Here is a 13,159-nt window from a genome sequence, read left to right as displayed (position 1 = left end):
TGTATGTAACGTAGTGGGAAGCTCGATTTCTAGAGAAACTCACGCTGGAGCATATACACATGCTGGTCCAGAAATAGGCGTCGCATCAACTAAGGCGTTTACAACCCAAATCACTGTTTTAACTTTAATAGCTTTACAGCTCGCAAAGAAAAAAGGCAAAATTTCTACTAGTGATTTCCATACCTATTTGAATGAGTTAGAAAACATTCCCGGTAAAGTTGCTGAGGCATTAAAATCAAACGATCATATTGAGCAAGTAGCTGAGATATATAAAGATGCAAAAAATTGTCTTTATCTAGGTCGCGGATTTAATTTCCCTGTAGCCTTAGAAGGTGCATTGAAATTAAAAGAAATTAGCTATATACATGCTGAAGGCTACCCTGCTGCCGAAATGAAACATGGTCCTATCGCATTAATCGATGAGCAAATGCCCGTGGTGGTTATTGCAACTAAGAAAGGGCATTATGAGAAAGTGGTAAGTAATATTCAAGAAATAAAGTCACGTAGTGGTAAAATTATAGGTATTGTAACAGAAGGAGATGTAGATGTAAGAAGTCTTGCAGACCATGTTATTGAAGTTCCTGAAACCATCGAGTTCATGACTCCATTATTAACTACTATTCCACTTCAACTACTATCTTATCATATTGCGGTAAAATTAGAAAAGAACGTAGACCAGCCACGTAATTTGGCTAAGAGTGTAACGGTAGAGTAATACGGTAAAGAATGTTTTATATTACAAAAGCCATTTCTATTTAGGAATGGCTTTTTGTTTTTCCGCTTTCGCGAAAGCAGAAACAACTTCATGGAATGATCTTTTTACTTAATAAAAAAAATAAAAAAGTGCATGTTTTTATAAAGATGAAAGCAGTATCTTTGCACGACGAAAAACAGCTGTAAAAAGTTGTATCTTTTTAAGTTTTAAAACATTATATCAATGTCTCAGAATACAGGTAGCGTTTCACAAATCATCGGTCCGGTGGTAGACGTAACATTTGACAGTGCAGATAGTGCACTTCCTAAAATTTATGATTCACTAGAAATCACAAAAGAAGATGGTTCTATACTGGTACTTGAAGTACAATCTCACATCGGTGAGCGCACAGTAAGAACAATCTCTATGGATTCCACTGATGGACTAAGCCGTGGTGCTTCTGTTCAAGCAACTGGAAATCCTATCAAAATGCCTATAGGTGATGATGTTTATGGACGTCTATTTAATGTTATCGGTGATGCTATCGATGGTTTAGGTGATCTTCCTAAAACTGGTAAAGATGGTCTTTCTATACATAGAGATGCGCCAGCATTTGAAGACCTTTCTACTTCTACTGAAGTACTTTTTACAGGTATTAAAGTAATCGACCTTATTGAGCCTTATGCAAAAGGTGGTAAGATTGGATTATTTGGTGGTGCCGGAGTAGGTAAAACAGTATTGATTCAGGAATTGATTAATAACATTGCAAAAGGTCACGGTGGACTTTCTGTGTTTGCAGGAGTTGGTGAGCGTACACGTGAAGGTAATGACCTCTTACGTGAGATGTTAGAATCAGGAATTATAAAATATGGAGATGACTTCATGCATTCTATGGAAGAAGGCGGTTGGGATCTTCAAAAAGTAGATAAAGCTGGTATGAGAGAGTCTAAGGCTACTTTCGTATTTGGTCAAATGAATGAGCCACCAGGAGCTCGTGCTCGTGTAGCGCTTTCTGGTCTTACTATAGCAGAATATTTCCGTGATGGAGCTGGAGATGGACAAGGAAAAGACGTTCTTTTCTTCGTAGATAATATCTTCCGTTTTACTCAAGCAGGATCTGAGGTTTCAGCTCTTTTAGGTCGTATGCCGTCTGCGGTAGGTTATCAACCTACTCTTGCAACAGAAATGGGAGCGATGCAAGAAAGAATTACATCTACTAAAAAAGGATCTATTACATCTGTACAAGCGGTTTACGTACCTGCAGATGACCTTACCGATCCAGCACCAGCAACTACATTTGCTCACCTTGATGCGACAACAGTACTTTCTCGTAAGATTGCTGAGCTAGGTATCTATCCAGCGGTAGATCCACTAGATTCAACTTCTCGTATTCTTACAGCAGATATTTTAGGTGATGACCATTACAACTGTGCGCAAAGAGTAAAAGAGTTATTACAAAGATATAAGGAGCTTCAAGATATTATTGCCATCTTAGGTATGGAGGAACTATCTGAAGAAGATAAAATGGCTGTAGGGCGTGCGCGTCGTGTACAACGTTTCTTATCTCAACCATTCCACGTAGCAGAGCAGTTTACCGGTCTTAAAGGTGTGTTAGTTGATATTAAAGATACTATCAAAGGATTTAACATGATTATGGATGGAGAGCTAGATCACCTTCCAGAAAGTGCTTTCAACCTTAAAGGAACGATAGAAGAAGCTATCGAAGCAGGAGAGAAAATGCTTTCTGAAGCATAAATTAGTAAACAGTTATGGTCACAGTGATAGGTAGCTGTGATCATAAACTGAAACTAAAAATAATACGATAATGATTTTAGAAATAGTAACTCCAGAGATGACTCTTTTCAGTGGTCAAGTAGAATCGGTTTCTGTACCAGGTATTAACGGTCAGTTTCAAATGCTAGATAATCACGCACCAGTGGTGTCTCTATTGACTAGTGGTTCTATAAAAATATTTGGCAATGTTGAGTTAGATGAGTCTGTTGTTTCTCTTTTTAAGAAAGAAGATGGGACAACTAATTATGCCATTACTGGAGGTGTTTTAGAAATGAAAGATAATAAGGCAATTGTTTTAGCAGATTAATTTCTTTATTTATATAAATATTAAAAAGTCCTCATGTTTTCATGAGGACTTTTTTTATGGACTTACATCTGCAAACTAATTAAGAGTATAGTATAGCAAAAATTTAATTATAACTTCTATGTGTTTATGAGAACGGTATTATTACTTCGCTATTAAAAAATACTTTATCAAAAAAGCCTGCAATTTTTACCTTGCAAGCTTTAATTTATAGTTGATTTTGATTATCATTATTGATATATCATTTCAATAATTTAATTGATCTTTCGTTACCATTTGCTATGGCTAGATCTAAAGCTGTCTGACCGTTTATCTTCGTAGATTTATCTGCGCCTGCCTTTAATAATACTTCTATCGTATTTGCTTTTCCTAATTTTGCAGCCCACATAAGTGGCGTGTGATCGTTACAAGCTTGATTAACGTTTACTTTTTCATCAGTTAGTAAGTAATCAATTATATCGCCACTATTCATTTGTATCGCAAGTTGTAAAAAAGAAGAATTTTGAGTTCCTGCTGTTAAGCATTCATTTTTATTAGCATCGGTGATATACGCTTTTAAATCTGTTGGGCTATCATTTTTTAAAGCTATAGTCATTTCTCGAGTTAAATCTTGAGCAGTGGCTGTTCCAGCTACAATTAAAGCGAGGATTAAAAGAACTTTTTTCATCATTATTAAGTTTTAAGATATGCTAATATAACACTATCGTTTAAAATCTTTTAAAAATTCATCTACAGATTTGAAGAGTTTACTCATTGAATTACCTGTCGTTCAAATGTAAAATTGTTAATGCAAAGCTTTGAAATGTAAATTTTCTATATTTCTTATTTAATCACAAATTCTCAAGTATCTTAAACAAATCAATGTGATATCCTTATTTTTGGATGAACACTAAAGTAAGGTTTAATGAAGTGGAGTTTATTAATTATCGCGATATGTGTGTTATTCTCTAGTTGTGAAGAACAAAAGGAGTTGAGTTCTTTAAACCCAACTAATTGGTCTAAAAGAGCTATTGATATAACCGCTCTAGACTCTTTAGAATATGGTAAGTCTTATCTTTCTGTATATTCTCAAATTTATAACCGTACAGAACACGTCAAAAGTAATTTGACTACAACCGTAAGTATGAGAAATAAAAGTGAAACAGATACTATTTATTTACTAAGAGCAGAGTATTTTGATACTAAAGGTGTTTCTTTGAGAAATTATTTTAATCAAACTATTTATCTCGCGCCTTTAGAAACTACTGAAATAATAATTGAAGAGCTAGATATTTCTGGTGGAACAGGATCTAATTTTATCATAGAATGGAAAACGCCTCCCAATTGTCCAGAACCTTTATTTGAAGGAATTATGACATCAACTATGGGGCAACAAGGTATCTCGTTTACAACAAAAGCCGAGAGAATAGATTAACTATGGTTAAAATTCTAACTACTATATTCTTTGTTTTTGCAGTAATAGATCCCATAGGGTCTATTCCTGTATATCTGGAAGCGACTAAAGAATTTGATCTTGCCCATAGAAATAAAATTGCCATACGCGCCTCGGTAATTGCTTTCTTGATCTTGCTATTTTTTATAGTCATAGGTCAGCTCATTTTAGAAGGCATGTCAGTTTCTTTAGATGCATTTCAAATTTCAGGCGGTGTAATTCTATTTCTTTTTGCGCTTACAATGATCTTTGGCGATGGGAAACCGGAGATTGAGAAAAATAGAATAACAGATTACAAGCATGTTACCATATTTCCTATAGCAATACCATCTATCGCATCTCCAGGAGCAATAATGGCGGTAGTTTTATTAACTGATAATCATATTTATACCATTGAGCAACAATCAATCACAACAGCTATAGTACTTTTAGTCATAGGGCTAACCTGTGGGATATTGTTAGCTGCAAACCATTTGCAAAAAATGATAGGTAGCTATGGAATTACTGTGATAAGTAAAATCATGGGATTGATACTGGCATCTTATGCAGTTCAAAGTATTTTGAGCGGTATAAGTAATTACTTTTCAAACCTTTAGATATCAAAATCTTTTCAGTACAAGCACCATGCAATATTTACTAACTTAAAGACGCATTATTGATATAAGGTCATATGTTTTTAAGGTAAGAATTTATTAAATCTTATTTTTGTGTTATGCTTCCAGATAAACTTCAGGCTCTTATAGGTATGCGTCACTTTTCAGGAAGTTTGCGCTCATTAAAGGTATCTCAACATAAAGTCGACTTTTCATCAAATGATTACTTAGGTTTTTCAAAGCTTCCATTACCTAGCACATCAGACTCAAACGGTGCGACAGGCAGCCGGCTTTTATCTGGCCATACTGAGCTGCATAGCCATGTAGAAAATCAAATAGCTCAATTTCATAATACACCAGCAGCGTTATTATTTAATTCTGGATATGACGCAAATATTGGCCTAATTCCAGCACTCACAGATCGTACAGATTTGATTCTTTTTGACGCATTAGTTCATGCTAGTCTTAGAGATGGAATTCAGCTTTCTAAGGCAAAGTCACTTAAATTCCGTCATAATGATTTAGCGCATTTAGAAATTTTACTCTCTAAATTTAGTGATGCAGACCAGAGAGAGGTATATGTGATTACAGAGTCTGTATTTTCTATGGATGGTGACATGCCGCAATTAGAGAGTATGATAAAGTTGATTAATAAATATAACAACGTACATCTTATTCTCGACGAGGCTCACGCACTAGGTGTTATTGGAAACAATGGAGAAGGACTCGCTCAAAAACTGCATTTAGAAAACGATATTTTTGCTCGAGTAGTAACCTATGGTAAAGCTATGGGCGCACATGGAGCAGCTGTTTTAGGAAGCTCAGATTTAAAAGAGTACCTAATTAATTTTGCGCGCAGTTTTATTTATACTACTGCACTGCCACAGCACGCGTTACTTTGTATTTCAAATGCTTATCGAGTCTTGTTAGAAGATCAAAAACCTGTTGAACAATTACATGATAACATTGCATTATTCAATAAACTGGTCCTACAAAATGGATTGAGATTACGCTTTCGCGAAAGCGAGACCGCAATACAAATATGTACTATTTCTAGTAATGAGAAAGTAAAAAAAGTGGCGTCAGTACTTCAAAAGGAAGGTTATGATGTTAGAGCTATACTATCTCCTACCGTCCTAAAAGGCGAAGAGCGCCTGCGTATGTGCTTACACAGTTTTAATACAAAAGAAGAAATAACACTAATGCTAGAATTGCTTGCAATAACGTTACAAAGACTATGAGTAAATTTAGAACGATTGCAGTATTTTCCTATCCTGCTGAGGCTGTTGTAGTAAAAGGAAAATTAGAAAGTGAGCAAGTACAAGTTTTTTTAAAAGACGAATTTACTGTGGCTACAGACCCTTTTGCAACAAATGCAATAGGTGGAGTGAAAATGCAAGTTTATAAAGAAGATTTTATAAAAGCCATGGGGATTTTAGAAACCTCAAATCCAGATCTCGTTAAGTATCGAGTAGAATATGTTAAATGCCCTAATTGTCATAAAAGAAAGGCAAGAGAGTTAAGTGATATAGAAACAGCACGTACTTTTGCAGAAAAGATTAAGGCAATCGCATTAAGTATTTTACCTTTTTCCAGTTCATATAATTATCAATGTGTGAACTGCAATACAAAATTTGATATAGATGAGTGATATTTTTATAACCGGTATAGGTACAGATGTAGGTAAAACAATCGCAGCTGCAATTGTTACACAAGCACTGCAAGCAGATTACTGGAAACCTATTCAAAGTGGGCTAGAAGAAACAGATAAAGTTACTGTCTCTAGCTTAGTAAGTAATAGTAAAACAATTATACATCCAGAGTCCTACCGATTAAAGACGCCTATGAGTCCTCATAAAGCTGCAGAGATTGATGGGGTGACTATAGAGCTAGATAAGATTATAAGGCCTCAAACTTCAAATAAACTTGTAGTGGAAGGTGCAGGTGGATTATTAGTACCTATTAATGATAATAACACTATAGTTGATTTAATTACTCCTGAAGATCATGTTGTTTTAGTAAGCGCTGGCTATTTAGGAAGTATTAATCACACTTTAATGAGTGCAGAATTACTTAAAGCGCGTGGTCTCAATTGTGTAGGTATTATTTATAATCATGTAGATCTCGACGGTACTATAGAGATTATTGAAAAAATGTCTGGACTACCTACTTTAGGTCACATAAACCGTGAAGATCACATTGATGTTACTGTGATCAATAACTATGCTTTGCAATTTCAAAATGCGCTAGAATCTCTATGAGTAAAGAAAAGATTCTCAAGAACGATCAAAAGTATATTTGGCATCCCTTAACCCAGCATAAAAACGCTGCTGAGCCACTTGCTATTTCTCATGCTTCAGGAAACTATTTATTCGATTTTGACGGTAATAAATATTTTGATGGTATTTCTAGCTGGTACACTTGTAGCTACGGTCATACAAACCCTAAACTAACTACCGCTCTTAAAAACCAAGTAGATCAATTACATCATGTGGTTTTTGCAGGAATGACACATGAACCAGCTGCTATGTTAAGCGAGAAATTGATCGCTATTTTACCAAATAACCAGCAGAAGTTGTTCTTTTCAGAGAATGGATCTACTAGCGTAGAGATTGCCCTTAAAATGGCTTTTCAATATCATTTTAATCAAGGAGAAAAGCGCAACGTTGTTGTAGCGCTTGATAATGGTTTTCATGGAGATACTTTTGGAGCTATGAGCGCTAGTAGCTTGTCAGTGTATAATGGACCATTTGAAGATTTCTTTATTGATGTAATACGTATTCCTGCTCCTACTAAAGATAATCTTGAACAAATATTACAAGGTGTGACCTCCATTTTAGAGGAACATGAAGTGTCTAGTTTTATTTATGAACCACTAGTTCAAGGAGCGGCAGCTATGCAACTTAATGATGCAGAATCTTTATGTCAAGTAATTAATAAGTTCCAGCAGCATGGAGTTATCGCTATTGCAGACGAGGTAATGACCGGTTTTGGTAAAACAGGAACTAATTTTGCAAGTGATCAAATAGGTGCAAAACCTGATATCATTTGTCTTTCTAAAGCCCTTACTGGAGGAATTATGCCTATGGCCATAACCTCATGCACACAAAAAATATTTGATGCTTTTTATGACGAGCAGCTAGCTAAAGGTCTTTTTCATGGACATACTTATTCAGGTAATCCTTTAGGTTGTGTCGTTGCAAGTGCTGCAATTGATTTGTTAACTTCCTCAGATATCCAAAAACGCATTCAAGAAATATCAAATTGGAATAAAGACTTTGCAAATCAAATCGAGAATCATCATAAGGTAGCCGATGTGAGATCAATAGGCGTTATTCTAGCTATAGATCTAGCTATAGAAATGGAACGTTATGGTAATAAGCGTAATGAAATTTTTCAATGGTTCTGGAAACAAGGCATGTTCCTAAGGCCTTTAGGGAAAACGATTTACATCGTTCCTCCATTTACTAGTACTAAAGAAGAAATGAATGATGTCTATATATTGCTTTTAAAATTTTTGACTGAATTCAACTGAGAGTTGCAGTTAGTATAAATTTGAATCGATTCTTTCAAGTTAAATAAAGAAAGTTTGAGAAGGAGTAAATTTCTATTTCACTTCAAATTTACAAGTAAAATCAAACGATTTTCTAGAAGAGGTAAATAGCTAATATTACTAGATTATTATAGGAATCTAGTCATGTTCTTCGCATTTTTGCAGCTTTAAAAATAACTGTTGGAAAAGCCTATTTACATTAACGATGCGTCTGTAGTAGCTGCTGTGAAATCATTTTATGATGCGCAGCAACAGACCTATTTTGAACAGTCTAATGGTTCTTGGATCAGCCGTATTTGTTCACAGAATACTGTATTGTTAGATACCCTAATTTCCGAAAATAAAAATTTCCAACACTTAGATAGAAGCGTACAATTAGCTCTTCTATGTTCACGATCATTAAAGCGTGTAGATAAGAGAACCGCGGTAAACATAGGCTCTAGTCGTGGTGCCACTGCATTATGGGAAAAGAATTATGACCGCTTTCGCGAAAGCGGAACAGCTCCAACTACCTCGTCACCACTTACTACGTTAGGCAATATTTCAAGTTGGGTTGCTCAAGATCTAAGTTTACAAGGTACAGCATTTTCCCATAGTATTACTTGTGCGACAGCTTCTCATTCTATTTTAAATGCTATTGCTTGGCTACAAAGTGGCATGACTCAAAGCATGATCGCAGGTGGAAGTGAAGCACCTCTAACAGATTTTACGATTTCTCAAATGAAAGCCTTGAGGATTTATTCTCGTGAAAACGACACCATACCTTGTAAGGCACTTGACGTAGATAAAAATCATAATTCTATGATTTTAGGTGAAGCTGCAGCTTTATTTCTACTTTCTCTTAAGTCAGAAAAAAGTTTAGCCAAAATAGTAGGATATGGGAGCGCCATAGAACAATTAAATAGTGCGACATCCGTGACTGAGTCAGGAGAAAGTCTACAAGAATCTATGAGGCAAGCGATAAAGGATCATAAATCAGAAGAAATAGACGTTATTATTACTCATGCTCCTGGAACGATCAAGGGTGATCTTGCAGAGTATCGAGCGATTAAGGCAGTTTTTGGGAAGAAGCATCCTCATCTATGTAACAATAAATGGCAATTAGGGCATACCCTAGGTGCAAGCAGTGCTTTAAATCTAGCCATGGCTATAGAAATGCTTCAAACAGAAACTATTTTTAAAGTTCCCTTTTTAAAAGAATCCTTTTTAAATCCGCGTAATGAACAACGTGTTCCGCAACGTATTTTAATTAACGCCACTGGTTTTGGTGGTAATGCGGTAAGCTTACTTGTTGAAAAATAAGACGCTATATCTTTATACTTTACTCACTATTATTATAGTTTAAGAATCCCTACATTTACTTTTTAATTGCACAATATTATTATGAGACATAACTGGACCAAAGAAGAAGTTTTAGAAGTTTATAACAGACCTATTATGAATTTGTTATATGATGCAGCTACGGTTCATAGAGAATTTCACAACCCTAATCAAGTGCAGGTTTCTACGCTTCTTTCAATTAAAACTGGCGGTTGTCCAGAAGATTGTGGTTACTGTCCACAAGCGGCGCGTTATCATACTGATATCGAAGGTAATGACCTGATGTCTGTACAACAAGTTAAGGCACAAGCTCTAAGAGCAAAGTCTAGCGGTAGTTCTCGTGTGTGTATGGGAGCAGCCTGGAGAAACGTTAAAGACGGACCAGAATTCGATCAAGTTCTTGAAATGGTACGTACCATAAATAAACTTGACATGGAAGTGTGTTGTACTTTAGGTATGATTACTGAAAACCAAGCGCAACGTCTTGCAGAGGCTGGATTATACGCATATAATCATAATCTAGATAGTTCTGAAGAGTATTACAAAGAAGTTATTTCTACACGTGGTTATCAAGATCGTCTAGATACCATTGATAATGTACGTAAGACTAATGTTACTGTTTGTAGCGGTGGGATTATAGGAATGGGAGAAAATGTAGAAGATCGTGCTGGAATGCTAGTTGCGCTTGCAAGTTTAAGCCCGCAACCAGAAAGTACTCCTATCAATGCGCTTGTTGCTGTAGAAGGAACTCCTCTAGAAGAACAACAACCTGTCTCTATTTGGGAAATGGTACGTATGGTAGCCACTACTCGTATTGTTATGCCTCAAACTCAAGTAAGATTAAGCGCAGGAAGAACTGACATGAGTAGAGAAGGACAAGCTATGTGCTTCTTTGCTGGTGCAAACTCTATTTTTGCCGGTGATAAATTACTTACTACACCTAATCCAGATGTAAATGAAGACATGAAAATGTTTGAATTACTAGGTTTAGAACCTATGAAACCATTTGTAAAAAAGGCACAGCCAGAAACTGTTGAGGCTCAATATTCTGAATATAAGTCGCTAGGTGAGAAGCCTAAGTGGACGCGACCAGAACATAAAATTGAGCGCAATGAACAAGCAAAACAAGCTGCCAAAGCCGTTAAAGCATAGTTAAACAAAGAAGATTATCTCATTGTTTTTATAGGTTTGCAAATTGCTTATGCCATTAAATCTTGAACAAATACCAAGGGTTACCTCTATTAGTAAAGATGATTTTATAAAAAATTATCTCAAGCCACAGCGTCCTGTCGTGATTGAAAAATTAACTAAGGACTGGCCTGCCTATGAAAAATGGAATCTAGATTATATTAATAAAGTTGCTGGAGATAAAACAGTACCATTGTATGATGATCGTCCTGTAAAGCATGATGAAGGGTTTAATCAGGCTCATGCCGAAATGAAAATGGAGGATTACATAAAACTCCTTAAGGAAAAACCTACTAACTTCAGGATATTTCTTTACAATATCCTGAAAGAAGTACCAGTACTACAGTCAGACTTTAAGTTTCCAAAGTTGGGTATGCGCCTTATAAAAGGTTTACCTATGATGTTCTTTGGCGGTACTGATTCTAGAGTTTTTATGCATTATGATATTGACTTTACTAATATTTTGCATTTTCATTTTAATGGTAAGAAAAGGTGTGTAATATTCCCGCCAGATCAATCAAAGTTTTTATATCGCGTGCCGCATGCTCTTATAGCTAGAGAAGATATAGATTTTTCTAATCCAGATCTTGAGAAGTGGCCAGCCTTAAAACAAGCTAAAGGTTACGTATGCGAGCTCAACCATGGTGAAATGCTGTACATGCCTGAAGGTTACTGGCATTATATGCATTACTTAACTCCTGGTTTTTCTATAAGTTTAAGGTCTTACCCTCGTAAGATTAAGAACCTAGGAAAGGCGTTATATAATTTGCTATTTATGCGCCATTACGATAATTTTATGCGCAAACGTAAGGGTCAAGACTGGATCGATTATAAAAATGATCAGGCTATAATTAAAACCCATAAAAATTTAAATATTAAGGAATAAGCTCTGTAGCTTTAGCATACACAAGGTGGCTTTCCCAGCCTCGATAAAGTAAATAGTCAGCTAGTTTTTTACGTTTTTTGTACTTATCTGTTTCTTTAGTGAGTTGTAGTAACCGCTTTCGCGAAAGCGTATCAAAAACCATCACATAATCACTTTCAGATATCTCTTTAAGTCCGGCTTTTATAGTACGATCATTGAGTCCCTTCATTTTGAGTTCCCGTACGATACGATTTTTCCCCCATTTTTTAATTCGGAATTTTCCTCTAGCAAAAGCTTCGGCATATCGAGTTTCATTTAAAAATTTATGCTGAATGAGATGCGGTATGATCTCATTTATTGCTAGTTCGATCATACCCATACTTTTAAGTTTGTCTACTACTTCTTTATGACACCTTTCTTGATAAGCACAATATCGCTCGATAGCGCGAGTAGCTTCTTCTACAGTAAAGGATTCTTGTGGCATAATTTTATTGTGCTACTTCCCACTCTTTTCTGGTAATAGAAAAAATATCAAATACATTTTGACCTAATCCAGGAACTTGTTTTTCAAATTTCATTGAATTATTGCGAGCTACTTTTGCACTTCCTTCATTTTCTACATGAACCATGGAAAGAATGTTAGAATTAAAATGCTTATCATATTCATTTATAAACCCAAAGTTTTTAGCAAAGATGGCTGCTTCTGTAGCATAACCTTTATGCCAGTGCTGAGGTAAGAAAGAATAGCCTACTTCTAGTCTTTTCTCCTCTTCTATATCTTGAACAAGCAAGCCGCATTTACCTACCATTTCTCCTGTAGATTTGAGAATCACGGCATTCAGTCCACCACGATCTTCTTCATACCTTGCCAGACATTTTTCAAACCAGAATTCACATAGCTCTTGTTCACTTTTAGTCTCGTCCAGCCATAAATATTTATAGATGTTTTTCATCTTAAAAAAAGGCAGCCATGTGTCAAAGTCAGCTTTATCAACCGGTCGAAATGATAGTCGTTCTGTTTCTTGATTAGTGAGTAGGTATTTCATCATTTTACATGATTAAGAAATCAACCTCACCACATCCTTAGCAAAATAACTAGCAATTAAATCGGCGCCAGCTCTTTTGATGGCAGTTACTTGTTCCATCATTACTGCATCGTGATTTAACCAGCCTTTTTCGGCTGCAGCTTTGAGCATGGCATATTCTCCACTAACTTGGTACACACTTACAGGAACATCTACTTCGTTTTTAATATCTCTTACGATATCTAGATAACATAATCCTGGTTTTACCATAACAATATCAGCTCCTTCATCGATGTCCATTAAGGTCTCTTTAATAGCTTCATTACGGTTTGAAGGATCCATTTGATAGGTTTTTTTATCACCAAATCCTGGTGCACTATCCAAGGCATCT

At 35.7% G+C, this 13,159-nt stretch carries 15 protein-coding genes and 1 pseudogene; 12 read left to right on the top strand and 4 right to left on the bottom strand.

Annotated elements, in window-relative coordinates; genetic code table 11:
- The 3 genes from A9Q93_RS01440 to A9Q93_RS01430 all read left to right on the top strand — a co-directional run.
- On the top strand, nucleotides 1–715 hold a 715-nt coding region (locus tag A9Q93_RS01440; protein WP_303685600.1), incomplete at its 5' end, for an SIS domain-containing protein.
- Nucleotides 716–937: 222 nt separating this feature from the next.
- The gene (atpD, locus tag A9Q93_RS01435; protein WP_303685599.1) at nucleotides 938–2,449 is read left to right on the top strand and encodes a F0F1 ATP synthase subunit beta; all 1,512 of its coding nucleotides are present in this window, start codon (nucleotides 938–940) and stop codon (nucleotides 2,447–2,449) included.
- Between the two features lie 70 nt (nucleotides 2,450–2,519).
- On the top strand, nucleotides 2,520–2,795 hold the full coding sequence (locus tag A9Q93_RS01430) for a F0F1 ATP synthase subunit epsilon (RefSeq protein WP_303685598.1): 276 nt from the start codon (nucleotides 2,520–2,522) through the stop codon (nucleotides 2,793–2,795).
- 238 nt (nucleotides 2,796–3,033) lie between these two features.
- On the opposite strand, the gene A9Q93_RS01425 is transcribed toward A9Q93_RS01430, so the two are convergent.
- Nucleotides 3,034–3,462: an ankyrin repeat domain-containing protein gene (locus A9Q93_RS01425; RefSeq protein ID WP_303685597.1), complete on the bottom strand. Its 429-nt coding sequence runs from the start codon at nucleotides 3,460–3,462 to the stop codon at nucleotides 3,034–3,036.
- A 234-nt stretch (nucleotides 3,463–3,696) separates the two neighbouring features.
- Here A9Q93_RS01425 and A9Q93_RS01420 point away from each other — a divergent pair, with 234 nt between their 5' ends.
- The 9 genes from A9Q93_RS01420 to A9Q93_RS01380 all read left to right on the top strand — a co-directional run bounded on the left by A9Q93_RS01420 (nucleotide 3,697) and on the right by A9Q93_RS01380 (nucleotide 11,764).
- The gene (locus tag A9Q93_RS01420; RefSeq protein ID WP_303685596.1) at nucleotides 3,697–4,206 is read left to right on the top strand and encodes a DUF3124 domain-containing protein; all 510 of its coding nucleotides are present in this window, start codon (nucleotides 3,697–3,699) and stop codon (nucleotides 4,204–4,206) included.
- Nucleotides 4,207–4,208: 2 nt separating this feature from the next.
- Nucleotides 4,209–4,820 (top strand): MarC family protein, encoded by a 612-nt coding sequence (locus A9Q93_RS01415; protein WP_303685595.1) that lies wholly within the window; start codon nucleotides 4,209–4,211, stop codon nucleotides 4,818–4,820.
- 116 nt (nucleotides 4,821–4,936) lie between these two features.
- Nucleotides 4,937–6,058, top strand: a complete 1,122-nt coding sequence (locus tag A9Q93_RS01410) for an aminotransferase class I/II-fold pyridoxal phosphate-dependent enzyme (protein ID WP_303685594.1) — start codon at nucleotides 4,937–4,939, stop codon at nucleotides 6,056–6,058.
- Complete coding sequence (locus tag A9Q93_RS01405) at nucleotides 6,055–6,468, top strand: hypothetical protein (RefSeq protein WP_303685593.1); 414 nt, start codon at nucleotides 6,055–6,057, stop codon at nucleotides 6,466–6,468. The genes A9Q93_RS01410 and A9Q93_RS01405 overlap by 4 nt, the downstream gene beginning before the upstream one ends.
- Nucleotides 6,461–7,078, top strand: a complete 618-nt coding sequence (gene bioD / locus A9Q93_RS01400; protein WP_303685592.1) for a dethiobiotin synthase — start codon at nucleotides 6,461–6,463, stop codon at nucleotides 7,076–7,078. Before A9Q93_RS01405 ends, bioD begins: the two co-directional genes overlap by 8 nt.
- Complete coding sequence (gene bioA, locus A9Q93_RS01395; RefSeq protein ID WP_303685591.1) at nucleotides 7,075–8,352, top strand: adenosylmethionine--8-amino-7-oxononanoate transaminase; 1,278 nt, start codon at nucleotides 7,075–7,077, stop codon at nucleotides 8,350–8,352. The genes bioD and bioA overlap by 4 nt, the downstream gene beginning before the upstream one ends.
- Before the next feature lie 198 nt (nucleotides 8,353–8,550).
- Complete coding sequence (locus tag A9Q93_RS01390; RefSeq protein ID WP_303685590.1) at nucleotides 8,551–9,672, top strand: beta-ketoacyl synthase N-terminal-like domain-containing protein; 1,122 nt, start codon at nucleotides 8,551–8,553, stop codon at nucleotides 9,670–9,672.
- Between the two features lie 81 nt (nucleotides 9,673–9,753).
- The gene (gene bioB / locus A9Q93_RS01385; RefSeq protein WP_303685589.1) at nucleotides 9,754–10,842 is read left to right on the top strand and encodes a biotin synthase BioB; all 1,089 of its coding nucleotides are present in this window, start codon (nucleotides 9,754–9,756) and stop codon (nucleotides 10,840–10,842) included.
- 49 nt (nucleotides 10,843–10,891) lie between these two features.
- Nucleotides 10,892–11,764 (top strand): cupin-like domain-containing protein, encoded by an 873-nt coding sequence (locus tag A9Q93_RS01380; RefSeq protein WP_303685588.1) that lies wholly within the window; start codon nucleotides 10,892–10,894, stop codon nucleotides 11,762–11,764.
- Here A9Q93_RS01380 and A9Q93_RS01375 read toward each other — a convergent pair.
- From A9Q93_RS01375 to A9Q93_RS01365, 3 genes and pseudogenes are all read right to left on the bottom strand, one after another.
- Nucleotides 11,754–12,227 carry a regulatory protein RecX gene (locus tag A9Q93_RS01375; protein WP_303685587.1) on the bottom strand — a complete coding sequence of 158 codons (474 nt, stop codon included), beginning with the start codon at nucleotides 12,225–12,227 and terminating at the stop codon, nucleotides 11,754–11,756. The two genes, A9Q93_RS01380 and A9Q93_RS01375, sit on opposite strands and share 11 nt — an antisense overlap.
- Nucleotides 12,228–12,231: 4 nt before the next feature.
- Nucleotides 12,232–12,792, bottom strand: a complete 561-nt coding sequence (locus A9Q93_RS01370; protein ID WP_303685586.1) for a GNAT family N-acetyltransferase — start codon at nucleotides 12,790–12,792, stop codon at nucleotides 12,232–12,234.
- Between the two features lie 9 nt (nucleotides 12,793–12,801).
- Nucleotides 12,802–13,159: pseudogene (locus A9Q93_RS01365) on the bottom strand (porphobilinogen synthase); the annotation flags it as partial.

It is taken from the genome of Nonlabens dokdonensis (genome assembly GCF_002162835.1).
In the GTDB taxonomy this organism is placed as follows: Bacteria; Bacteroidota; Bacteroidia; order Flavobacteriales; family Flavobacteriaceae; genus Nonlabens; species Nonlabens dokdonensis_B.
Note: the sequence above shows the minus strand (reverse complement) of the source record. Positions and strands in the feature narration are given on the sequence as shown.

Bases quoted from the DNA above. Each gene is read 5' to 3' on its own strand.
- A9Q93_RS01420 (WP_303685596.1), top strand. From the start codon at position 3,697: ATGAAGTGGAGTTTATTAATTATCGCGATATGTGTGTTATTCTCTAGT.
- A9Q93_RS01380 (WP_303685588.1), top strand. From the start codon at position 10,892: ATGCCATTAAATCTTGAACAAATACCAAGGGTTACCTCTATTAGTAAA.
- A9Q93_RS01425 (WP_303685597.1), bottom strand. From the start codon at position 3,462: ATGATGAAAAAAGTTCTTTTAATCCTCGCTTTAATTGTAGCTGGAACA.
- A9Q93_RS01415 (WP_303685595.1), top strand. From the start codon at position 4,209: ATGGTTAAAATTCTAACTACTATATTCTTTGTTTTTGCAGTAATAGAT.
- bioA (WP_303685591.1), top strand. From the start codon at position 7,075: ATGAGTAAAGAAAAGATTCTCAAGAACGATCAAAAGTATATTTGGCAT.
- A9Q93_RS01405 (WP_303685593.1), top strand. From the start codon at position 6,055: ATGAGTAAATTTAGAACGATTGCAGTATTTTCCTATCCTGCTGAGGCT.
- bioB (WP_303685589.1), top strand. From the start codon at position 9,754: ATGAGACATAACTGGACCAAAGAAGAAGTTTTAGAAGTTTATAACAGA.
- atpD (WP_303685599.1), top strand. From the start codon at position 938: ATGTCTCAGAATACAGGTAGCGTTTCACAAATCATCGGTCCGGTGGTA.
- A9Q93_RS01410 (WP_303685594.1), top strand. From the start codon at position 4,937: ATGCTTCCAGATAAACTTCAGGCTCTTATAGGTATGCGTCACTTTTCA.
- A9Q93_RS01430 (WP_303685598.1), top strand. From the start codon at position 2,520: ATGATTTTAGAAATAGTAACTCCAGAGATGACTCTTTTCAGTGGTCAA.
- bioD (WP_303685592.1), top strand. From the start codon at position 6,461: ATGAGTGATATTTTTATAACCGGTATAGGTACAGATGTAGGTAAAACA.
- A9Q93_RS01370 (WP_303685586.1), bottom strand. From the start codon at position 12,792: ATGATGAAATACCTACTCACTAATCAAGAAACAGAACGACTATCATTT.
- A9Q93_RS01375 (WP_303685587.1), bottom strand. From the start codon at position 12,227: ATGCCACAAGAATCCTTTACTGTAGAAGAAGCTACTCGCGCTATCGAG.